This window comes from Nocardioides sp. BP30 (assembly GCF_029873215.1).
Lineage (GTDB): Bacteria > Actinomycetota > Actinomycetes > Propionibacteriales > Nocardioidaceae > Nocardioides.
In genome coordinates this window covers 2553417-2574806 of record NZ_CP123620.1, presented here as the reverse complement: position 1 = coordinate 2574806, position 21390 = coordinate 2553417, and the positions used below count along the sequence as shown (strand labels likewise).

General features: G+C 72.2%; 17 protein-coding genes. 7 read left to right on the top strand and 10 right to left on the bottom strand.

Going from position 1 to position 21390, the window contains the following annotated elements; all coding sequences use genetic code 11:
• The first annotated feature begins 79 nt into the window (after window positions 1-79).
• On the top strand, window positions 80-1309 hold the full coding sequence (locus P5P86_RS12210; protein ID WP_280607710.1) for an HNH endonuclease signature motif containing protein: 1230 nt from the start codon (window positions 80-82) through the stop codon (window positions 1307-1309).
• A gap of 1 nt (window position 1310) precedes the next feature.
• Here P5P86_RS12210 and P5P86_RS12205 read toward each other — a convergent pair whose 3' ends face one another.
• From P5P86_RS12205 to P5P86_RS12175, 7 genes are all read right to left on the bottom strand, one after another.
• On the bottom strand, window positions 1311-2138 hold the full coding sequence (locus P5P86_RS12205; RefSeq protein ID WP_348537920.1) for a cation diffusion facilitator family transporter: 828 nt from the start codon (window positions 2136-2138) through the stop codon (window positions 1311-1313).
• Between the two features lie 134 nt (window positions 2139-2272).
• Window positions 2273-3073 carry an SDR family oxidoreductase gene (locus P5P86_RS12200; RefSeq protein WP_280607708.1) on the bottom strand — a complete coding sequence of 267 codons (801 nt, stop codon included), beginning with the start codon at window positions 3071-3073 and terminating at the stop codon, window positions 2273-2275.
• A gap of 58 nt (window positions 3074-3131) precedes the next feature.
• Window positions 3132-6560: an ATP-binding protein gene (locus P5P86_RS12195; protein ID WP_280607707.1), complete on the bottom strand. Its 3429-nt coding sequence runs from the start codon at window positions 6558-6560 to the stop codon at window positions 3132-3134.
• Window positions 6560-7351, bottom strand: a complete 792-nt coding sequence (locus P5P86_RS12190; RefSeq protein WP_280607706.1) for a DUF4194 domain-containing protein — start codon at window positions 7349-7351, stop codon at window positions 6560-6562. The genes P5P86_RS12195 and P5P86_RS12190 overlap by 1 nt, the downstream gene beginning before the upstream one ends.
• Window positions 7348-8898, bottom strand: coding sequence for a DUF3375 domain-containing protein (locus P5P86_RS12185; protein WP_280607705.1), 1551 nt, complete (start codon window positions 8896-8898; stop codon window positions 7348-7350). The genes P5P86_RS12190 and P5P86_RS12185 overlap by 4 nt, the downstream gene beginning before the upstream one ends.
• Window positions 8899-9003: 105 nt before the next feature.
• A complete protein-coding gene (locus tag P5P86_RS12180) occupies window positions 9004-9546 on the bottom strand; it encodes a DUF2231 domain-containing protein (protein ID WP_280607704.1) in 543 nt (180 codons plus the stop codon).
• Window positions 9547-9615: 69 nt separating this feature from the next.
• Window positions 9616-10947, bottom strand: coding sequence for an ammonium transporter (locus P5P86_RS12175; RefSeq protein WP_280607703.1), 1332 nt, complete (start codon window positions 10945-10947; stop codon window positions 9616-9618).
• 117 nt (window positions 10948-11064) lie between these two features.
• Between P5P86_RS12175 and P5P86_RS12170 the strand changes: the two genes are divergently transcribed.
• The 4 genes from P5P86_RS12170 (at window position 11065) to P5P86_RS12155 (ending at window position 14922) form a co-directional block, all read left to right on the top strand.
• Entirely contained in the window at window positions 11065-11481 is a 417-nt protein-coding gene (locus tag P5P86_RS12170) for a DUF4234 domain-containing protein (RefSeq protein ID WP_280607702.1), read from the top strand.
• 84 nt (window positions 11482-11565) lie between these two features.
• Complete coding sequence (locus tag P5P86_RS12165) at window positions 11566-13158, top strand: circularly permuted type 2 ATP-grasp protein (RefSeq protein ID WP_280607701.1); 1593 nt, start codon at window positions 11566-11568, stop codon at window positions 13156-13158.
• The gene (locus P5P86_RS12160; RefSeq protein ID WP_280607700.1) at window positions 13152-14072 is read left to right on the top strand and encodes an alpha-E domain-containing protein; all 921 of its coding nucleotides are present in this window, start codon (window positions 13152-13154) and stop codon (window positions 14070-14072) included. Before P5P86_RS12165 ends, P5P86_RS12160 begins: the two co-directional genes overlap by 7 nt.
• Before the next feature lie 10 nt (window positions 14073-14082).
• Window positions 14083-14922 carry a transglutaminase family protein gene (locus tag P5P86_RS12155; protein ID WP_280607699.1) on the top strand — a complete coding sequence of 280 codons (840 nt, stop codon included), beginning with the start codon at window positions 14083-14085 and terminating at the stop codon, window positions 14920-14922.
• 63 nt (window positions 14923-14985) lie between these two features.
• Here the strand turns inward: P5P86_RS12155 and P5P86_RS12150 are convergent, their stop codons facing one another.
• Entirely contained in the window at window positions 14986-16893 is a 1908-nt protein-coding gene (locus P5P86_RS12150; RefSeq protein WP_280607698.1) for a S53 family peptidase, read from the bottom strand.
• A 319-nt stretch (window positions 16894-17212) separates the two neighbouring features.
• Here P5P86_RS12150 and P5P86_RS12145 point away from each other — a divergent pair, with 319 nt between their 5' ends.
• Window positions 17213-18694: a DEAD/DEAH box helicase gene (locus P5P86_RS12145; RefSeq protein WP_280607697.1), complete on the top strand. Its 1482-nt coding sequence runs from the start codon at window positions 17213-17215 to the stop codon at window positions 18692-18694.
• Between the two features lie 174 nt (window positions 18695-18868).
• Window positions 18869-19024: a DUF6131 family protein gene (locus P5P86_RS12140; protein ID WP_280607696.1), complete on the top strand. Its 156-nt coding sequence runs from the start codon at window positions 18869-18871 to the stop codon at window positions 19022-19024.
• Between the two features lie 54 nt (window positions 19025-19078).
• Here P5P86_RS12140 and P5P86_RS12135 read toward each other — a convergent pair whose 3' ends face one another.
• Both P5P86_RS12135 and nemA read right to left on the bottom strand, forming a co-directional pair.
• A complete protein-coding gene (locus tag P5P86_RS12135) occupies window positions 19079-20200 on the bottom strand; it encodes a carboxylate-amine ligase (RefSeq protein WP_280607695.1) in 1122 nt (373 codons plus the stop codon).
• Window positions 20201-20233: 33 nt separating this feature from the next.
• Window positions 20234-21325: an N-ethylmaleimide reductase gene (nemA, locus tag P5P86_RS12130; protein ID WP_280607694.1), complete on the bottom strand. Its 1092-nt coding sequence runs from the start codon at window positions 21323-21325 to the stop codon at window positions 20234-20236.
• Window positions 21326-21390: the final 65 nt, after the last annotated feature.

Sequence of the window (21390 nt, the reverse complement as noted above, 5' to 3'; positions counted from 1 at the left end):
GAAGAGGGTTGACCACACACATCCGACCACCTAGGCTTCGAACATGCGTTCGAATTGATCTCTCTCAGTGGTGGTCCTCATGCGTCAGATCCAGGCGGCACTTGCCACGATCGCTGCTGCCCTCGATGACGCCACGGACGCGAACCCGATCTTCCTGGGAACGAGTGAGAAGAGAGACGTGCTCGCCGCGCTGATGCGGTCCCGCGCGCGGCTCGAGGAGCTGTACCTGCGCGTGGTCGCTTCCGCGGACGACGTGGCCGAGGAGGTTGGTGCTCGGGATGTCGCTGCCTGGCTGGTTGCCCAGCACCGGGTCGAGAGTCCCGCCGCGCACGCCACGCTACGTCTCGCCCAGGCGCTCGAGGCTCGGCCGGTGGTCCGGGCACGGCTCGCACGCGGTGCGTTCAGTCTCGAGCACGCCCGCGTGATCCTCCGTGGCTTGGACGACCTCCCCGACGACCTACCCGCCGAGGTGCTGGCGCGAGCGGAGGTCACCCTGTGCGACCTCGCCGGTGAGCACCGGCCCAAGGACCTGCGCCGCGTCGCCAGCCATCTGTTGGAGGTCATCGCCCCCGACATTGCGGAAGCCGCCGAGGCCGAGGCGATCCAGCGGCTCGAAGAACAGGCCCAAGCGAGAGCGACGCTGTCGATCACCGACCTCGGTGACGGGACGACCCGCATCCACGGCATCGTGCCCGAGGTCGTGGGTCATCGGTTGCGGACCTACCTGCAGGCCTACACCCAACCCCGGGTAGCTGCCCTGGAAGCCGACGGCAGGGTCCAGCCCCGGAGCCGGCTCCTCGCGCACGCGTTCGCCCAGCTCCTGGAGAACACCGACCCCACCCGACTCCCCGCCCACGGGGGTGACGCGACAACGGTGGTGGTGACCATGACGCTGGACCAGCTGCAGGCCGGTCTGGGTGTTGCTTGGCTCGATGACGGCACCCCCATCAGCACCGGGGAGACCCGCCGGCTGGCCTGTACCGCGGGGATCATCCCCGCCGTCCTCGGCGGCAACTCCGAACCCCTCGACCTGGGCCGCACCCGGCGACTCTTCACCCCATCCCAGCGCAAAGCCCTGGCGCTCCGCGACAAACACTGCCGAGCCGAAGGCTGCACCGTCCCCGCACCCTGGTGCGACGCCCACCACGACCAACCCTGGTCAACCGGCGGCCACACCGACCTCGCCCACGGATCCCTCCTCTGCGGACACCACCACAGACGCGCCCACGACCCGACGTACGAAACCACCCGACTCCCCGACGGCCGCTACCGCTTCCGACACAGAGCCGGGGCCATCCTTCGTCGGTGAGCTAGTGAACGCCCGGCTCGTGCTCCTGGTGGGACCGTGGCTCGAGTTGGAACGTGGAGTGCTCGACGTCGAAGTGGCCGCCGAGGCACTCCTGCACCTGGTCGAGGATCTGCGGCGCGTGTCCGTCGTTGAAGCACGCGTCGTCGAGGACGAGGTGGGCGGACAGGCTGGGCAGGTCGGACGTCACGGTCCAGACATGGAGATCGTGGACGTCGAGGACGTGGTTCACCTCGAGCAGGTGGGTGCGGACGGCGGTGAGCTCGACGCCGCTGGGGGCGGCCTCGAGCAGCACCCGGCCGGAGGCCGCCAGCAGGCCGGAACCGGCGTGGGCCATCAGCACCGCCACCAGCAGCGAGGCGACGGCGTCAGCCTGGGTCCAGCCGGTCGTCACGATCACGACGGCGGCGACAGCGGTACCGACGAACCCGAAGAGGTCGGTGAGCAGGTGCAGGTAGGCGCCTCTGACGTTGAGGCTGCGGCGGCTCGCCTTCGCCAGCAGCCAGGTGGCGGCGATGTTCACGGCGATCCCGACGAGCGCCACGGCGAGTACGGCGCCGCCGCTCACCTCGGGATGGGTCGTCAGCAGTCGGCGCAACGCCTCCACCGCGACGACAGCGGCGATGACGACCAGGGTGATGCCGTTCGCCGCCGCAGAGAGGATCTCCGCCCGCTTCCACCCGAAGGTCCAGGCGCCGGACGGTGGCCGTGCCGCCAGCCGCATCGCCCACAGGGCCGCCGCTATCGCTCCGACGTCGGAGAGCATGTGCCCGGCATCGGAGAGCAGCGCGAGGGAGCCGGCGACGATGGCGACGACCACCTCGCCGAGCATGAACGCCACGAGCAGCACGAGCACGCCCACCAGGTAGCGTCGGTCGGCGTCGACGGAGACACCGTGGGCGTGGTCGTGCCCGTCGTCGTGTCGTTCGGCATGCCGGTGCCCGTCAGGGCGGCCCGCCACAGCGCTCATGACGTCGTCGCTCTCCGGAGTGGCTCGGCGTACTCCCTGGCGAGCCACTCCTCGAAGGTGCCGCCGACGATCTTCGCGTCCGGTGGTGCCTGGAGCACGCCGTGGCGCACCTTCCGGGCGCCCTCCCCCGGCAGCCACACCGGCACCACCACCAGCCGCCGACCGCGCGCCTTGGCCACCGCGCGGACCAGATCCGCCAGGAGGCGACGCTCGGGGCCTGCGATGTCGCGGCGTACGCGGTCGCTCGTCAGTCCGCCACCGGCAGCCTCATCCGCGAGGGCGACCAACTCGTCGGCCACCGCACCGACGTCGACCGTCTGTACGGGCTGCTTGGGACACGGCATCAACGGCCCCTTCGCCACCCAGTCGATGAGCTGTCCAGCGAAGTCGTGGAACTGCGTCGCCCGCAGGATCGCGGTGGGCACCGTGCCCGCCTCGGTCTCGCGCTCCTGCGCGTTCTTGCCGTCGTAGTGAGCGAAGGCCCCGCCGCCCAGACCGTCGATCCCGACGATGGACAGCGTCACGATCCGGTGTACGCCGGCTGCCGCGGCGGCCGTCTGCAGGTGACGGGCGACGGCGCCGAAGAAGTCGACGTACTCCTGGGAGCTCCGCGCCACGATCGACGTGGTGTCGACGACCACCTCGACGCCGGCCAGTGCCTCGCTCAGTCCGGTGCCGGCGACGATGTCCACGCCCGTGGACCGGGCCAGGACGACGACCTCGTCACCCCGGGCGCGCAGCCTCTCGACGACGCGGCTGCCGACCAGCCCCGTCCCGCCCGCGACCGCCACCCGCATCCGCGCCTCCTCATGTCGATCCCCCGCCCCGACTCTAGTGGTGACCGCGCCCGGCCGATCAGCGCTGCGCGGCGTCGGTGATGGCCGTGATCCACGACTGGTGCGTCGACGCATGCTTGGTGATGGCCAGCAGTGCGTCCATGTGCGGCTCGAGGCCGGTCACCTTGTCCAGCGGCACGCCGACGATCAGCTGGAACCCGAGCCCCTTCCACGCCCGCACGGCGCGTCCGGCGAATTCGGAGTCGGCCTTGACGAATCCCTCGTCGAGGAAGACCGGCGCGAAGCGCGGCCGCGAGCGCATCTCGTCACCGAGCCGGAACCGCAGGGCGGAGCCGACGATGAAGGCGACCAGCTCCTGCGACTCACCACCGGACTTCTCGCCGAGGGTGCGGTAGGTGGCACGCAGCTCGCCGGTGAGGTGGTCGTAGCGCTCGGCGCTCACCTCGACGTGGCGGCGGACGTCGAGCAGGCGGTCGCGCTCGGACTCCTGACCCGGCTCGCCGGCACGGAGCTGCTGCATGAACCGGCTCAACTGGTCGAAGCGCCGCTCCAGCCCGGCCTCGTCGAGCTCGGCGGTGGAACCGGCGGAGAGGGCCCGGAGATCACGCAGGAAGACCTGCACGTGTGCCGGTGCGAGCCGCCGCAGACGGATCCGGAGACGGTCGCCGGCGGAGCCGAACTCCAGCCGCCGCAGGATCGCGTTGATCGGCTCGAGCCGATCCTCGATCTCCTCGACGGAAGCCGCCATCGCACCGACCAGGGGGACCAGGTCCTGGCCGCTCCACTCGGTGAGCCGACGACGCCACTCGGCGCGCCGCTCCGCCAACCCGGTCGCCCTGATCTGCTCCAGGATCCGGGCGTAGTCGGGGTAGGACTCCGGGGTGGCGCCCAGGTTGGGCGAGTCCCAGCGGAGCTTGTAGGCCCGGAAGATGGCGACGAGCTCGTCCTCGACCCGCCCGGTCTCCGCCTCCACGTCACCCACCGCTCGGCGAAGCCGTTCGGCAAGCCGCTGGCTGTTCTCGGCGAACCGGTCGAGCTCGTCGGGATCGGCCGGCGCCACCGCGAGAGCGAACTCCTCGCTCAGGGCGGTCGTCTGCTCGGCGCTCAGGGTCACCCGCCCCGACCGGTCCATCGCCTCGAGCCGGTCCTTGACCAGGTCCTCGGACTCGACCAGCTCGCCGTGCTCGGCGTCGAGCTCGCGCTGCCGAGCGGCCAACGCGTAACGCGAAGCGCGGGTCTCGTCCAACCGGTGCTCGAGCTCGGCGATCTGCTGCTGGAGCGCCTGCAACTGGTCGTCGCTGTCCAGGATCGACGCGCGGCGCTCCTCGACCTCCGCGATCCGGCGCTCGGCCGCCGCTACGTCGATCTCCTCGAACCGGACGCCCACGACGGCCTCGTGGGCGGCCTGCTGCGCGCTCAGGACCCGTAGGCGGCGATCCAGCTCGGCGACCTCACCGTCGAGCTCGCCGAGCTGATGCTCCAGCGCGGCCAGCTCGTCGTCGATCTCGCCGAGCGCCGCCTCGTTGGAGAACCCGATGATGTCGCGGCGCTCACCGCGACCGTGCGAGCCGCGGCGTCCGTTGCGGGTCTGACCCGAGGCCGTCACCCGCAGACCCGGACCGGCGAGGTCGGCCGCGGTGTCGACGCACAGGGCGTTGCGCGCGGGCTCGGCGACGTACCGCTGCACCCACCCGGAGAACGGCGAGTCGCAGAACAGCAGCTTCCCGGCCACCCGCTCAGGGTCGGCAGGGTCGAGGGCCGCCAGGTGCAGCTCGGCACCCTCGAAGGTCAACCTGCCTCGGAGTCGCAGACCGTCGATCGCGGCGGAGAAGTCGTCCAAGCGGTCCACCGGGACCAGCATCATCCGAGCAGCGCTGCCCAGGACCGTCTCGATCGCGGTGCGCCACCGGGCCTCCTCGGGCGCGACATCGATGAGCTCGGCCACGAACGGCAGTTCGGACGCCGACAGCCCACTGGCGCGCGCGACCTCGGCCCGCAGCTCGTGCAGCATCGCCGGCACGCGACCCGCGCGGCCGTCGAGCGAGCCGCGCTCGCGATGCAACTCCTCGCGCCGTTGCAGCAGGGGGAAGCTGCGCTCACGCGCACGGTCACGCTCCTGGGCCAACGCCGCCTGGCGGGCGGATCGCCCATCCAACCAGGTCCGCGCGCGCTCCTGCAGCACACCGAAGGCGGCCACGTCACGCAGGGCATCCTCCGGCCCCTGATCGGGAGCGGAGACGATCGGCGCTATCCGCTCCTGCAGGGCCTCGCGGCGCGCCAGGCGCTGGTCACGGACGGCCTGCTCCTGCTCCAAGGTCAGGCCGAGGGTCTGCAGGCTCGCTCCCCCCGCGGCGCGGTGAGCGTCCTTCGCTGCCTCCAGGTCGCCCACCAGTGCGGCCTCGGCGCTGGCACCGTCCGCGAGAGCAGCGGTGGTGGCCCCGCGCTCGGCCCGGTTGGTCTCCACGGCCCGCTCCAGCAACCGAGCGTGCGTCTGCAGCAGCCACAGCCGCAGCGGGGTGTCGTCCCCGGAGACAGTGACCCCGTAGGCGTCGAGCTCGGCGGCCCGTGCCCTCGCCCGCGTGGCCCGGGACGCCAGCTCGGTGATGGGCGCGAGGATCTCGAGCTTCTGCTCCTCGGTGCGCATCGCCGCGTAGGCGGTGTCGAGGTCGTCGAAGTGCTCGACCGCGCGGTCGGCGGCCGCGTAGGTGGCAGGCCGCTCGAGAACCATCTCCTTGTAGAGCTCATCGACGCTGCGCACCTGGTTGCCGGCCTGGATCCGCGCCAGCAACCGGAGCGCCTTGGAGCCGTCACCGTTGGCGCCGATCCCCAGCCGGGCGTGGAGCACGGCGGCGAACTCGGCGTAGGTGCGGTGCACGCGGACGCCCGGGAAGAGCTTCTTCAAGGCGTTCGCGTGGAACCGGTCCGGCACCGCCGCCTCGATCGTCTCCAGCGGCAGCCCGGACTCGTGGGTGACCAGCTGCATCTGCACGTCACCCGACCGGGTCGCCCGGCGCGGCACGTAGTAGGTGCGCACAGCGGTGAAGCGGCTGCCCTGGTCGTTGACGAAGGTCATCGCGATGGCGCCCCACGTGTCGGCGTTGCGACCGCGCAGCAGCTTCTCCACCGGCCGGCCGGTGCGGGGGTCGTCGACGACGTCGACCGCGCCACGCAGGTAGGAGAGCAGGTTGCGCTGGCCGACGCTGCGGGCACGCCCCGCGACAGCGTCGTTCGACGCGCCGTTGAACTTGGTGTCGGACGGCATCATCAGCGCCGTGTAGGCGTCCAGGATGGTCGACTTGCCCGCCCCCGATGCCCCGGAGAGCATCGTGGCGTCGCCGGCGACCGGGATCCGGGTGAGGCCGCTGAAGCCGCCCCAGTTGACCAGCTGGAGGAGCTCGGCGCGCCACTGCAGCGTGTCGTCCGCGGGGGTGGCGACCACGTGCTCCTCGAAGAGGCCGTCGTCGTGCTCGAGCGTCTCGTCCAACATCAGATCGCCTCCTCGGCTCCGAACAGACCCTCGCCCTCGCCGGCGGATCCGTCCGGGTCGTCCTCGCCACCGTCGGCGGGCACGCCCTCGCCCTCGCCCGCGTGCGCGTGCCGCAGCGCTGCCAGCAGCTCCTGCAGCACCTCGATCGGCAGCAGCGGCTCCACGGCCTCGCTGACCTCGAACCGCTCCTCGTACGACGTGGGGAGCAGCAGCCCCGCCTTGGCGATCGACGCCACCGCGTTGCGGGTGCGCCGCTCGTCCCCTGCCTCGTCGGTGGCGTGGGCCGGCCGGAAGCTGGCCGCGTACTCGACCAGGTCGGCCACGTCGACGAAGACACGTTCCTCGCCGTCTGCGGACCCGGTGCGCAACCGGTCGCGCAGATGCACGAGCACGATCGTCTCCTCGCGCGTCCAGGCCAGGTCGTGCAGCAACGTCGGGAACCGCTGCCCCGCCTCACCGACGGCCTGCCGCTTCCAGGCCACCTCGCGGAGCCGGTCGATGTGCAGCTCCAGGAACAGGTCGTTGAGCCGCGACCGCAGCACGCGTTCGTGTGCGACCAGCACCTGCCAGTCCCGCGGATGACTGCGCGCGCTGATGAAGCGCTGCTTGAGCAGCGCGACCAGCGCCTGGCGCTGGGCATGCTCCAGGCCGCCCTCGTCGCCCTCCCAGAGCGAGACGGAGCGCTCGTCGCCGAACACCTCGTCGATGCCCGCGATGCCCGCGAGGTTCGTGACGTCCGGGGCCGCCGGCACCTCCGACTTCTCCGTCGCCGCCGACTCGTCGATGCTCATGAGCGCTCCTCCAGGTCGGACAGGTCGGACAGGGCAGGCCCGTCGGGCAGGTCGGGCAGATCGGGCAGGTCGGGATCGGGCAGCGCCAGCCGCGGTACGGCGAAGGCCCGCGTCGTACCGTCGGGGCGGATCGTGCCGTAGGACTCGGCCTCCGGCGGGGCATCGCGCCCCTCGTCCGCCCGCCAACCGCGATCGGCGGCCAGGTGCAGCAATCCGAAGATCTCCACCGGGCGGCGCAGTGAGGGCTCGAGCTCGGCGAACAGCTCGCCCAGGGTCGCCGGCGGGATCAGCGCGCCGAGGGCGTCGTCGAGCCGCTCGCGCAACTCCCCGATCTGCGGGCCGCCCTGAGCGCGCAGCTCGTCCAGCGAGAGCACCGGCGCCTCACCGGCGTCGGCGAGCCTGATCCGCTCCGGCAGCACGTCGTCGGCCGGGTCGTAGAACCGCTCCCGCAGGTGCTCGATCCCGGCGCGGCCCGGCAGGAGCGGCACGTCGTGGGTCGCGCGCGGCCCTGTCCGTGCCATCCACGACATCAGCTCGGACTCGAGCTGGCGCAGCGTCTGCTCCAGCTCGCGGTCGCGGGCGGCGTCGCGCCACACGATGTACTCCCGCAGCGTCGCCGTGACCTTGGAGCGCTGGGCCAGCACCCGTTCGAGGCCGTCGCGGACCAGCCGCACGGTGCCGCGCAGCTCGGCCCTGTCGGCGTCACCGAGGATCCGGTCCGAGAGCGGGTGCTCCAGGAGTGCGTTGAGATCCTGGCGCAGGCCGGTGACCAGGGCGTCGTCGCGCAGCAGCGCGAAAGCACCCTCGAACGCCCGGCCCTCCTGGGTCGAGGTCATCAGGGCGTCGGCTCGGGCCAGGTACTCGTCGATCACCTCGCCGGCCGGACGGTCCTCGGCCCGGAACGCCGTCAGGATCTCGGCGCGGATCTGTGCGTAGCGCTCCTCCACCCGGGCGAAGTCGCTCGGCAGCGCGGAGACCAGCGACATCAGCTCGGTGAAGCCGTCGACCATGTAGTCCTCGGTGGCATCCACCAGCTCGGCGCCGTCCAACAGCCGGTCGCGCTCGCCCTGCAGCCGCGCGATCTCGGCGGTGAGGATCTCGACGCGGGCGGAGCGATCCGGGTTGGCCTCGGCGTTGAAGCGGCGCACCGTGCTGACGATCGTCGCCACCCGGTGCTCGCTGAGCGTGGCGCGGTCGCGGGCCAGGCTCTTGACCAGCTCGAGCGCCTGCTGCGCGTGCGAGGTCAGCGTGTAGACCTCCTGGCCGGTCTCGTCGAGTGAGCGGACCAGCCATTGGCCCCGCATCCAGCGGTGGCACAGCTCGCGGCCCGTCCCGGCGGGCACCTCCTCCCCCGAGGCCTGCAGCTGGGCGAGGTGGGTCTCGACCTGGGTGTGCAGCCGCCCCGTGGGCACCGGCTTGTTGCTCCGGTCGAAGGCGGACCGGAAGACGGTGATGATGACCGGCGCCTGGCGCTGGTGGAGGAGCGTGAGGGTCGGCTGGGCGAAGGCACCCTTGACGCGCGCCAACTCGTCGGCGATCTGGTCCACGGCCCCTCCCTCGCTGTCTCGTCCCCGGTGGCGGAGGGACAGCATTCCAGAGGCGGCCGACAATCGCGGCAGCGAGGCGACCAGACGGATCGGGGCCGCTCGGTGCTAGGCCTCGAAGGTGCCGTGCTCGGCCAGGTGGCCGCCGAGGTAGCCGGCGCCGCCCGACAGGCCAGCGCCGATCAGGCCGAGCGCCGCTCCCAGGCGGTGGCGGCCGCGACGACGGGCGATCCACGAGCAGGAGTACGCCGCCAGCGCGGCGGCGTTGCCGGCCGCGTGCACCACGCCCACCCGCCGGTCGCGGCGCTCTGCGAGCGCGTGCCAGTCGGCCAGCCCGCTCAGCGCGGTCGGGAGTGCGCCGAGGACGCCCAGCCCCACCAGCCGGGTTGCCGCCTCCTCACTCCCCTCGGGCCCGACGAGGTCGAGCAGCGTCGCCGACATCCACGCGCCGAGCGGGAAGTCGGTCAGGGTCGGGTGCAGGTGATGACCGAACCAGTCCCCGCGCAGGGCACCGAGCAGGCCGGGGCGGCCGGCGAGGACCTCGGCGTACCTGCCCACCAGGTCGACCGCGTCGTCGAACGCGGTGTCCTCCTCCAGCGTGCGGGCGAGGTCGATCAGCGGACTGCGGGGCGCGTTCTCGGGAGTGCTCATGGGTCGCCGGTGCCCGCGCGACCCGACTCCGAAGCGCCAGGGCTCCCAGGCGCCGTGTCGCGTCGGCGCCTAGCCGCGATGTTCCCCGTGGCCGGCGTGCCCGAAGATGCTGCCCTGCCGCGCCCCCGTCCCCACATGCAGGTCGTACGCCGACTCCGCGTGCACGATCAGGTCGATCCCGGCTACCTCGTGCTCGGGGTCGATCCGGAAGCCCATCGCCCGATCGACCGCCAGGCCCAGCAGGCCCGAGACGGCGAAGGCGTAGACCAGCACCACCAGTGCACCGAGGCTCTGGCGCCCCAGCTGGGTCGCTCCCCCGCCGTACAGGAGACCGTCGACGCCGGTCGGTGCCACCGAGCTCGCCAGGAGGCCGATCAGCACCGTCCCGACGATGCCGCCGACCAGGTGCACGCCGACGACGTCGAGCGAGTCGTCGTACCGGAAGCGGTACTTCAGCGCGATCGCACCCGCGCAGACGGCGCCGGCGACCACGCCCACCACGATCGCGCCCAACGGCGTGACCGAGCCGCAGCTCGGCGTGATCGCGACCAGGCCGGCGACCATGCCCGAGGCGGCGCCCAGCGAGGTGGCGTGCCCGTCGCGGACCCGCTCCACCGCGAGCCAGCCACCGGCGCCGGCCGCGCCGGCGACGAGCGTGGCGGCGAAGACCACCGCCGCGCCCTGGTCCGCACGCAGCGCGGAGCCGGCGTTGAATCCGAACCAGCCGACCCAGAGCAACCCGGCGCCGAGCATCACCAGGGTGAGGTTGTGCGGACGCATCGCGTCGTTGCCGAAGCCGACCCGGCGCCCCAGGACGAGTGCGAGCGCCAGCCCGGACGCCCCCGAGCAGATCTCCACGGCGGTACCGCCGGCGAAGTCGATGAGGTGCACCTTGTCGACCAGCCAGCCGCCGGTGTGGCCGGCACGCGAGCCGTCGAACACCCAGTGGGCCACCGGCGCATAGACCAGCACAGTCCACAGGCCGATGAACACCACCCAGGCGCCGAAGCGCGCCCGATCGGCGATCGCCCCGGCGACCAGACCTCCGGTGATCACCGCGAACAGCCCCTGGAAGCAGGCGAACAGGATGACCGGCACGTGCAGCCAGCTGGTCCGGCCGCTGACCAGCGACTGCAGCCCGATGTACTGGAACGGGTCGCCGACCAGACCGCCGCCGGCGTCGTCGCCGAAGGCGAGCGAGTAGCCGACCACCACCCACACCAGCGTGATCACACCGAGCGCCGAGAACGTCATCATCATCATGTTGAGCACGCTCTTGGACCGGACCATGCCGCCGTAGAACAGCGCCAGGCCGGGCACCATCAGCAACACCAGAGCGGCGGCGCCGAGCAGCCACGCGGTGTCACCGGGGTCGACGACGGTCGAGACGAGAGGAGACACGGTCGTCGAGGCTCCAAGCCCGATGTTTCAACCTTCGACACCGACTGTTACAGGCACGTTAACGCTGCCTGGCACGTCCCTGGACCGAGTAGCCTCGGGGCCACCCGAGGAGGCGCCATGTCCGATCAACCCCCTTCCCCGCAGCCGCCCGTGCGCGGCTATGCGCCTGTCGACGGCCCTCCCGGCAAGGTCCGCTCGACCGGCCTGTGCATCCTGCTCACGGTCGTCACGCTCGGCATCTACCCGCTGGTCTGGTTCTACTCCGTGCACGAGGAGATGAAGCGGCACACCAACCACGGGATGGGCGGTCCGCTGGCCCTCGTGCTGGCCTTCTTCATCAGCTTCGTGATGCCCTACCTGACCTCGGGCGAGGTGGGCGGTCTCTACGAGCGCACCGGCCGCGCTCGACCGGTCTCGGCTCTGACCGGGCTGTGGTACTTCCCGGGCGCCCTGATCATCGTCGGACCGCTGGTCTGGTTCATCAAGACCAACGGCGCACTCAACGCCTACTGGCGCTCGCAGGGCGCCGCCTGACGAGCCGGCCAGTGGCCGGCTCGTGCACGTGATCCTTCACCACGGCGAAACCTGCGCGTGACACGCCCGTCCTAACGTCGCGCCATGGAACCGGGGGTGGAGTGGATCACGACAGCCGCTGGCAGCGCGTACGACGAGATGCACGACTCGGACGGCCCGGTGCGGCCGGAGTACGAGGCCCTGCGCAAGTCGCTGGACTCGCTCGACGGGGTCGATCTCCGGGCCCGGATCGACGCGCTGGCCACCTCCTACCTGGATCAGGGCGTCACCTTCGACATCGGCGGTGAGGAGCGCGCCTTCCCGATCGACATCGTGCCCAGGGTCATCACCCACGACGTCTGGTCGACCATCGATGCAGGCGTCCAGCAGCGGGTGCGCGCCCTCGAGGCGTTCCTCGCCGACGCGTACGACGCCGGCCGCGTCTTCGCCGACGGGGTGGTCCCGCGGACCACCATCGTCTCCTCCGGCGCCTTCCACCGCGAGGCGGCCAGCATCCTCCCGGCCAACGGCGTGCGCTGCCACGTCGCCGGCGTGGACCTCATCCGGGACGCGGACGGACGGTTCCGGGTGCTGGAGGACAACGTCCGGGTGCCCTCGGGGGTGTCCTACGTCATGACCAACCGGCGGGCGATCGGCGCGGCCCTGCCCGAGGCGATGTCCGAGCACCGCATCCGGCAGGTGGCCGACTACCCGCAGCGGCTCCTGGCCGCGTTGCGGGCCGCCGCTCCCGCCGGGGTGTCCGACCCCACCGTGGTCGTGCTGACCCCGGGGGTGTTCAACGGCGCCTACTTCGAGCATGCCCTGCTGGCCCGCACGATGGGTGTGGAGCTGGTCGAGGGCCGCGACCTCGAATGCCGCCGCGGGCGGGTGATGATGCGCACCACCCGCGGGCTCGAGCCCGTGCACGTGATCTACCGGCGGGTCGACGACGAGTTCTTGGATCCGGTGCAGTTCCGTGCCGACTCCATGCTCGGCTGCCCGGGGCTGGTCAACGCGGCTCGCGCCGGCAACGTGACGCTCGCCAACGCCATCGGCAACGGCATCGCCGACGACAAGCTGCTCTACACCTACGTGCCGGACCTGATCCGCTACTACCTCGCCGAGGAGCCGGTGCTGCCCAACGTGGACACCTGGCGGCTGGCGGATCCCGAAGCCCGCGTCGAGGTGCTCGACCGCCTCTCCGAGCTGGTGCTCAAGCCGGTCGACGGCTCCGGCGGCAAGGGCATCGTGATCGGTCCGGCCGCCTCCGCCGCCGAGCTCGACCGGCTCCGGCAGGCGGTGCTCGACCGGCCGCGCGCCTGGATCGCCCAGCCGGTCGTGCAGCTGTCCACGGTCCCGACGTACGCCGACGGGGCGATGCGACCGCGCCACGTCGACCTGCGACCGTTCGCCATCAACGACGGTGACCGGGTCTGGGTGCTGCCCGGCGGTCTGACCCGCGTGGCGCTGCCGGAGGGCGAGCTCATCGTGAACTCCTCGCGCGGCGGCGGTTCGAAGGACACCTGGGTCCTCGCCGGGCCCGACGCGGTCACGCCGGAGTCCGCGCCACCACCGCCCGCGCCGGCTCCGATCGCAGCCTCCCCGCAGGTCACCGGGCCGGCCCTGCGCGACCTCACCGCGCAGGAGGAGCAGCAGCAGCAGGCTCGGGCCGCGAGCGGCAGGGAGGCGGCATGCTGAGCCGGATCGCCGAGTCCCTGTTCTGGATCGGCCGGTACGTCGAGCGGGCCGACGACACGGCCCGGATCCTCGACGTGCAGACCCAGCTGATGCTGGAGGACCCTGCCGTCGTCGTGCCGGCCACGTGCCGGGCGGTGCTGTCCATCATGGGAGCCGAGCCGCCCAAGGACGGCGTCCTGGACGCGCGCCGGCTCCTGGACCTGCTCGCCTACGACCGCACCTCGCCGGAGTCCATCGCCGCCAGCCTGCAGGCTGCCCGCGAGAGTGCACGGCGCGCTCGCGAGACCCTCTCCGAGCCACTGTGGGTGGCGATCAACACCACCTACCGGGCGATCCCCTCGGGTGCGTTCCGGGCGATGGGCCCCACCCGCGGTCTGCGCTGGGTGCGCGACCAGACCGCCCTGATCAACGGCACCGCGGAGACCACGATGTCGCGCGACGAGGGCTGGCAGTTCCTCATGCTGGGGCGCTCCTTGGAGCGGGCGGACATGACGGCACGGCTGCTCGCCAGTGCCGCGCTCTCCCCCGGCCACGCCTGGACCACCGCCCTGCGGGCCTGCGGGGCGCACGAGGCCTTCCTCCGGTCGCGACGAGGCCTGGAGACCGAGCTGGAGGTGGTGGAGTTCCTCCTCCTGGACCGGCTCTTCCCCGGCTCGGTGGTCTTCGCCATCACGCGGGCCGAGCGCTGCCTGGCCAGCCTGGAGTCGGCCTCGCGCACCGGCGTGGAGAACGACGCCCACCGCCTGCTGGGTCGCACCCGGGCCGAGCTGGAGTACCGGCCGATCGAGGAGCTCGTCGCCGACCTGCCCGCGGCGATGGACCACTTCCAGCGTGCCTGCGCGACGGTGACCGACGCGATCACCCGTCGGTTCTTCTCCGGCTCGGAGGCGCTCGCCTGGCAAGGGACCCGATAGGAAGCATGCGATGGACCTGAGGATCGTGCACGTGACCGGCTTCGAGTACGACGGCCTCGTGCGAGCGTCGTACAACGAGGCCCGGATGACGCCGCAGACCGACAGCACCCAGACGGTGGGTCACTCGCGCGTCGACGTCACGCCGCAGCCGTGGGCGCACAGCTACCGCGACTACTGGGGTACGGCGGTGACCGCCTTCGAGGTGCTCGATCCGCACCGGGCGCTGACGGTCACGGCGACCTCCACCGTGCGCACCGCGTCCCGCCCCGAGCCGGTCGCCCACGCCTCGTGGGACGAGGTTCGATCGGGCCGGCTCGTCGACGATCTGGTCGAGTTCCTCACCGTCTCCGACCGGGTCAGACCCCCGGCCGACCTGCTCGCGCCGGTGCACGCGCTGGTGGACGCGGGTGCCGCCCCGGGTGAGGTGGCCCGGGAGGTGTGTCGCCTCATCCATGCCGAGGTCGAGTATCTGCCGGGGTCGACCGACGTGCTCGCCGAGGCGAGCACGGCGTGGGACCAGCGCAGCGGCGTCTGCCAGGACATGGCCCACCTGGTGGCGGGCGCGCTGCGCAGCGTCGGCGTACCGTGCCGCTACGTGTCGGGCTACCTCCTGCCGCGGGTGGATGCGGCGGTCGGGGAGGTGGTGCACGGCGAGTCGCACGCCTGGATCGAATGGTGGGACCAGGGCTGGCAGGCCTTCGACCCGACGAACGACACCACACCCGGCGAGCGGCACGTCACCGTCGCCACCGGCCGCGACTACGTCGACGTCCGTCCGCTCAGCGGCATCTACACCGGTGCCGGCACCTCCAACATGTTCGTGGACGTGCAGCTCACCCGGCTCGCCTGACCGCCCCTGCGACCGAGCGCACGCACGGAACCGCGTCGCGGTCGTGTGACCTCAGCGCAGACCTCAGCGCAAGCGGATCGACCCGGTGTGCCCCGCACGCCAGCTGCCACCGCCGAAGCTGACCCGGTAGACACCCGGTCGGTGCACCCGGATCGTCGCCTTTCCGTGGGCGTTGGTCCGAGCGTGTGCGACGGTGTGCCAGCCGCCGGCCGTGCGGCGCGCGACGACCAGCGGCACCTGCGTCGCTGCGGCCCGCCACGGCGCTGTGGCGCTCGCGCGCAGCCGCCGGCCCGCCGCCCGCGCGGTGAGGTGGACGGCGAAGGAGGACACCCGGACCGTCGGCGAGGTGCTGGCGCCGTGCGCCGTGTCCCCGCCGTAGACGACCCGGTAGGACGTCGGGCCGTGCGGCCGCGCGCTGTAGCTCAGCGTGCCGTCGGGACCGGTGCTCCGGGTGGCGAGCAGGATGAAGCCGCTGCCGGTGTCGGCCTCCACCAGCGCTGTGGCGCCGGCGACCGGGGCACCGGTCGTCGCATCGACGAGTCGGTAGTTCAGCGTCGCCGGATAGCCGGCACCGCTCCGGCTGAGCCCGCTCGCCGTCGTCGGCGCGGCCAGCGGCAGGGGTGTGGCACCCGTGGCCTGGAGGCCCGCCAGACCGGCCGGCGTCCCGACCCCGGTGGGCCCGTCCCAGCCGGTGGCGGCCTGGCACAGCACCGTGCCGCAGCTCCCGGTCTGGCCGGACGTCACGTCGACGAACGAGCCCGGCCGGTCGGTGACGTTGCTGTAGACCGACAGGGGCGCGGTGTGGTTGCCCGCCAGGGCATAGAGCGACGCGACGATCGGAGCCGCCAGCGACGTGCCGCCACCGCTCCACCACGTCCCGCCTCGGTAGAACAGCAGCCCCGTGTTCGGGTCGGCGAGCGCCGACACGTCGGTCACCGCCCTGCCTCGCGGGCAGGCCGAGCCGCTGAGGATCGATTGGACCAGCTGGGTGACCACACCGAGCACGCCCGCCGTCGCGCAGCCCGAGCCGGCGTCGGACCAGGCGCTCTGCCGCCAGGTACCGGCGACCAGGCGGGCGCTCGTGCCGCCGGCCGCGACGACGTTGGTGGCCGACGAGGGGAAGATCGTGCCACCGGCGTACCCGCTGTCCCCGCTGGCCGCGACATAGGTGACCCCGACGCTGTTGTAGTAGCTCAGGTTGAGCGTCGCATCGAAGCTGCTGTCCGGCGAGCCGTAGGACAGCGACAGGTACGTCGCCCCGAGTCGTACGGCGGTCTTCGCCGCCGTACCCAGGTCGGCGCTGTCCGCGCTGGAGGCGTCGACGAGCAGGATGTGGCAGCTCGGGCAGACGGCGGAGACCGCCTGGGTGTCCATCGCGATCTCGTCGACCCATCCTGCGTCGGTGGCGGGCAGCTTGGTGCTGCCGCTCTGCCCGACCTCGCGGAAGCAGCCGCTGGCCGCCGTACAGGCCGGCAGGCCGAAGTAGGAGCGGTAGTAGCTCAGCTGTGCCTGGGTGTTCGGGTCGCTGCCGACGTCGACGATGCCGATCGTCGCGCCGCTGGTGACGTTCGCCGGGATGCGGTAGAGGCTGGCAAGGTCGGCGGGCGTGTAGCTCCCGGTCTTCGTCACCGCCTGCGGGACGGCGGTGTCGGGCAGCGGCGTCTGCGCTGTTCCCGTGGAGCCGATCGCGTCGGAGCGACCGGCGTCGGCGGCAGTCGCGTCGCCGACGTGTCCGTGCACCTCGGTCAGGCAGGTCGCCGTACCTGCGGCGGGATGTGCCGGGCAGGTCGTGGCGGGGACGGGCACCAGCGCCGGCTCGGGCGGCGGCGTCCACTGCGCCGCCGGATTGGGCGCGGCCGCGTCGGGTTCCGGCGCGAGGCCGTCGGCGAGTGCCGCCGGGGCCGGGAGGCCGACGACGGCACACAGAACGGCGAGCGGGAGGATGAACACGATCCGGGTGGGGGCCACCATGTGCTGCTCCGAGAGGTGGTGCGACCAGCTGGCGTCCGGCCGCTGCGACGCCTCTCCGGTACCCGCGCCGCGCGCAGGCATGTCCTGTCGCGCCCGTGCCGCGCGCCAGGATGCGGCCGATACGGCGGTGGTCCGGTAGTCTGGTGACATCGACTCGTGCTCTCGCCGCGAGTTGTCCGCACGTCGAAGCCTCGTTCTCGTAGGCGTCCGTGCGTAGCCGCCCGAGACCTCGGACCACGGCTGTTCGGCGAGAAGCCCAACAGAGAGATTCTGCGTGACCTCCTTCGCCAGTCTTGGCCTGCCCTCATCCCTGTCCGACGTGCTTGACCGACAGGGCATCACCACCCCGACACCCATCCAGGCAGCAACGCTGCCCGACTCCCTGGCCGGACGCGACGTGCTCGGCCGCGGCCGGACCGGATCCGGCAAGACCTACGCCTTCCTGCTGCCGGTCATCGCCCGGCTCGCCGCGGAGCGCCGTACGCCTCGGCCGCGGGCGCCGCGCGCGCTGATCCTGGCTCCCACCCGCGAGCTGGTCAGCCAGATCGAGGCCGCCGCCGCGCCGCTGGCCAAGGCCGCCGGTCTGACCACCCGGACCGTCTTCGGCGGCGTCGGTCAGAAGCCGCAGGTCGACGCCCTCCACCGCGGCGTCGACATCGTGATCGCCTGCCCGGGCCGCCTCGAGGACCTGATCGGTCAGAAGCACTGCACGCTGGCCGACATCGAGATCACCGTGCTCGACGAGGCCGACCACATGGCCGACCTCGGCTTCCTCCCGGGCGTGCGCCGGCTTCTCGCGGCGACGCCGAAGGGCAGCCAGCGACTGCTCTTCTCCGCCACGCTGGACAAGGCCATCGACGCGTTGGTGAAGCAGTTCCTCGCCAACCCGGTCACCCACCAGGCCGACTCCGCGCAGTCGCCGGTCGCGACCATGTCGCACCACGTCCTGCACATCGAGCGCGACCAGCGCGTCGCCATCCTCACCGACCTGGCCAGTGCTCCCGGCCGCACGGTCGTGTTCACCCGCACCAAGCACGGCGCCAAGGCGCTAGCGCGGCAGCTCAACCGCAACGGCGTGCCGGCTGTGGACCTGCACGGCAACCTGTCGCAGAACGCGCGTACCCGCAACATGGACGCGTTCCACAGCGGCGAGGCCACCGCGCTGGTGGCCACCGACATCGCCGCCCGCGGCATCCACGTGGACGATGTGGCGCTGGTGGTGCACGCCGACCCGCCGTCGGAGCACAAGGCCTACCTGCACCGCTCCGGGCGCACGGCCCGGGCCGGCAACGAGGGCACGGTCGTCACGCTGATGACCAGCGACCAGGTCAAGGACGTGCGCGACCTCACCAAGGCCGCCGGCATCAAGCCGCAGACCACGCGGGTGGACAGCGTCGCGCACCCCATCCTGGTCCAGCTCGCCCCCGGCGAGCGCAGCCGTCCAGGCGCGTTCGAGCCGGTCGTCGTGCAGCCCGAGCGCCGTCCCGCCGGTGAGGGTGCCGGCAGCCGGAAGAGCCGTCCGGGCAGCCGCGCCCGCAAGCGCCAGGCGGCCGACGGTACGGCACCCGCCCAGCGTGGGCAGGGCTCGTCGAAGGGCGGCTCCGGCAACGGCGCCAAGCAGGGCGCCAAGCCTGCGGCAGCCGCGTCCGGTACGAAGCCGGCCGGATCGGGTGGCGGTCGTCGTCGCGGCGGTCGCGGCGGCGGCAGTGGCAATGGCGGTGGCAACGGTGCCGGCACCGGTGCTGCCACCGGCGGCGGCCGGCCGCACAGTGCCGCGTCGTTCAGCTCCGGTCGCCGCTGAGACCCGCGACCCGTCACCTTGTCGCACTCGACGCGTCACTGAGTGACGGCGGTCTCCGCAGCGTGCACGAGCCTGTGACACGCTCCCCCGCCCTCCGGCAGGTTTCCCGAAGAAGCCCCCGGGGGTACCGGGCCTGATCGGCCTGCGACCGCGGGCCCGTCGGAAGGAGTCGCCATGATCATTCTCGGCCTGATCCTGCTGATCCTCGGAGCGGTACTCAGCGTGCCGGTCCTGTGGACCATCGGGATCATCTTGATCGTCGTCGGGGCTGTGCTGTGGATCCTGGGCTCTGCCGGCCGGCAGGTCGGTCCCCGCGCACACTATTGGTGATCGCGAGGATCCTCCTCTCGATACATCCAGCCATGGCGGTGGCGGCGCGAGCCGTCACCGCCATGTGCTGTCCGTACGCGTGATCAGGTCGTCCACGACACCCTCGACGCTGCCACTGCGCTCGTACGCCGCCCGCTGTCGGGTCGCGCCACCCGCCTGCAGCACACGCTCCACCCCCGCCCTGACGAGGTCCAGGTCGCCGGCCGCCTCCAGCGCCGGCCGGACGTGCTCCACCAGGGCGCCCACCACCTCACGCGCCGGCCGCAGCTCCCGCAGACCGGGATGCACCAGGGAGTCGGCCAGGCCGACGTGCGCCGCTCGCCAACTGCTCGCACGCAGGATCTCCGCCCGCCAGCGCTCCAGCGGCTCCCCCGCCGCCCACGCGTCAGCCGCCGTCTCCACCAGACCGCGCACCAGCGCTGCGCAGAGCACCGTGTCAGCCAGGTCGGTGCATACGTCGAGCACGCGCACCTCGACGGTCGGCTGTCCCTTCGACAGCCGGGCGTCGTAGTAGAGCATGCCGTCGTCACGGGCGGCGCCGGTCATCTTGAGCAGACGGGAGGTCTCCTCGTAGCCCTCGACCGACCCGAAGGCCTCGGTCGGACCCGCACTCGGCCAGCGCGTCCACGCCTGGCTGCGCCACGAGGCGTAGTTGGTGTCGCGGCCCTCGAAGTACGGCGAGTTCGCGGCGATCGCGACCAGGACCTGCAGCCACGGCGTGATCCGGTCGATCACGCCGACCCCCTCCTCGGGAGAGGCGATCGCGACGTGCACGTGGCAGCCGCAGGTCTGGCCCGTCCGAGCGGTCTCGCCGAACGTCGCGACCATGTCCCGGTAGCGATCGTTCGGCGAGACCTGCGGGTCGGCACCGCCGATCGGCACGATCCCCGACGCCACCACCGCCAGCCCGGAGGCCTCCGCCGCGGTACCGGCCGTGCGCCTCCCGGCCACGAGCTGGCGCTCGATCTCGGCCAACGAGTCAGACGGGTCGGTGCGGGTCTCGACCTGGTGCAGGAACAGCTCCTGATCGAGCTCGTCGCTGGCCGCTCGTGGGGCCGCGCCGGAACGGTCCTCGTTGGCCCGGATGACCTGGGTGGACCGAGGGCTGATCGTGCGGGTCTCCGGGTCGATGAGGAGCAGCTCCTCCTCGACCCCGACGGTGCGTGGTGTCTCCATGCCCCTCCGTTACCCGGAGCGGCACGGCCATGCTCAGGCGGTCAGGGTCGGGTAGTCGGTATAGCCCTCGGCGTCGCCGCCGTAGAACGTCGCCGGAACCGGCGCGTTCAGCTCGGCGCCCAGCCGCAGCCGCTCCGGCAGGTCCGGGTTGGCGATGAACGGCCTGCCGAACGCCACCGCGTCGATCAGGTCGAGGCCGACCAGGCGCTCGGCCTTCTCGATCGTGTAGGCACCCGCGCCGAAGATCGCTCCGTCGTACGCCGCCCGCAGCTCCTTGCGGAAGTCGTCCTGCAACGCGGGTCCGCCGGCCCAGTCGGGCTCGGAGAGGTGCAGGAACGCCACCTTGCGACGGGAGAGCTCGCCGGCCAGGTGGATCGCCATCGGAAGGTCGTCCTCCTCCAGGCCGTTGAACGAGCCCTGCGGGGAGATCCGGATGCCGGTGCGGTCGGCGGACCAGGCGCCCACCACCGTGTCGACGACCTCGAGGGCGAACCGGGCGCGGTTCTCCTGCGAGCCTCCGTACTCGTCGTCGCGGTGGTTGCTGCCGCGGCCGAGGAACTGGTGGATCAGGTAGCCGTGGGCGCCGTGGATCTCGACCAGGTCGAACCCGGCCTCGCGCGCGTTGCGGGTCGCGCGGGCGTAGTCCTCCAGCGTCGCGGCGATCTCCTCGGCGCTCAGCGGCCGCGGCGTCGGGGAGTCGGCGCGCTGCGGCAGCCCGTCCGGGCCCTTCAGGGTCGCCCGGCTGCGGTAGCTGTTGGCCGAGGCCGAGACCGGCAGCTCGCCGCCGATCAGGTCGGGGTGCGACACCCGGCCCACGTGCCACAACTGCGCGGCGATCCGGCCGCCCTCGGCGTGCACCGCATCGGTGATCTGCCGCCATCCCTCGACCTGCTCGTCGCTGTAGATGCCAGGGGTGTCCATGTTGCCCTTGCCGATCGGCGAGATCTGGGTGCCCTCGGTGACGATCAGGCCCGCTCCCGCGCGCTGGCGGTAGTACTGCGCCATCAACGGGTTCGGCACGTCGCCGGGGTCGGTCGCGCGCATCCGGGTCAGGGGCGCCATCAGCACGCGGTTGGGCAGCGTGATCGCGCCGACGGACAGGGGCTCGAAGAGAGTGCTGGTCACGCCGGGCTGCAACACGCCCCTTCCCGCGATGATTCCGGACGACGCCTGATCCGTGCGGCACGATG

Excerpts from the sequence above, each read along its gene's own strand:
- P5P86_RS12210 (WP_280607710.1), top strand. The coding sequence starts at position 80 with ATGCGTCAGATCCAGGCGGCACTTGCCACGATCGCTGCTGCCCTCGAT.
- P5P86_RS12205 (WP_348537920.1), bottom strand. The coding sequence starts at position 2,138 with ATGCTCGGCGAGGTGGTCGTCGCCATCGTCGCCGGCTCCCTCGCGCTG.
- P5P86_RS12200 (WP_280607708.1), bottom strand. The coding sequence starts at position 3,073 with ATGCGGGTGGCGGTCGCGGGCGGGACGGGGCTGGTCGGCAGCCGCGTC.
- P5P86_RS12195 (WP_280607707.1), bottom strand. The coding sequence starts at position 6,560 with ATGTTGGACGAGACGCTCGAGCACGACGACGGCCTCTTCGAGGAGCAC.
- P5P86_RS12190 (WP_280607706.1), bottom strand. The coding sequence starts at position 7,351 with ATGAGCATCGACGAGTCGGCGGCGACGGAGAAGTCGGAGGTGCCGGCG.
- P5P86_RS12180 (WP_280607704.1), bottom strand. The coding sequence starts at position 9,546 with ATGAGCACTCCCGAGAACGCGCCCCGCAGTCCGCTGATCGACCTCGCC.
- P5P86_RS12170 (WP_280607702.1), top strand. The coding sequence starts at position 11,065 with ATGTCCGATCAACCCCCTTCCCCGCAGCCGCCCGTGCGCGGCTATGCG.
- P5P86_RS12165 (WP_280607701.1), top strand. The coding sequence starts at position 11,566 with ATGGAACCGGGGGTGGAGTGGATCACGACAGCCGCTGGCAGCGCGTAC.
- P5P86_RS12160 (WP_280607700.1), top strand. The coding sequence starts at position 13,152 with ATGCTGAGCCGGATCGCCGAGTCCCTGTTCTGGATCGGCCGGTACGTC.
- P5P86_RS12155 (WP_280607699.1), top strand. The coding sequence starts at position 14,083 with ATGGACCTGAGGATCGTGCACGTGACCGGCTTCGAGTACGACGGCCTC.
- P5P86_RS12150 (WP_280607698.1), bottom strand. The coding sequence starts at position 16,893 with ATGGTGGCCCCCACCCGGATCGTGTTCATCCTCCCGCTCGCCGTTCTG.
- P5P86_RS12140 (WP_280607696.1), top strand. The coding sequence starts at position 18,869 with ATGATCATTCTCGGCCTGATCCTGCTGATCCTCGGAGCGGTACTCAGC.
- P5P86_RS12135 (WP_280607695.1), bottom strand. The coding sequence starts at position 20,200 with ATGGAGACACCACGCACCGTCGGGGTCGAGGAGGAGCTGCTCCTCATC.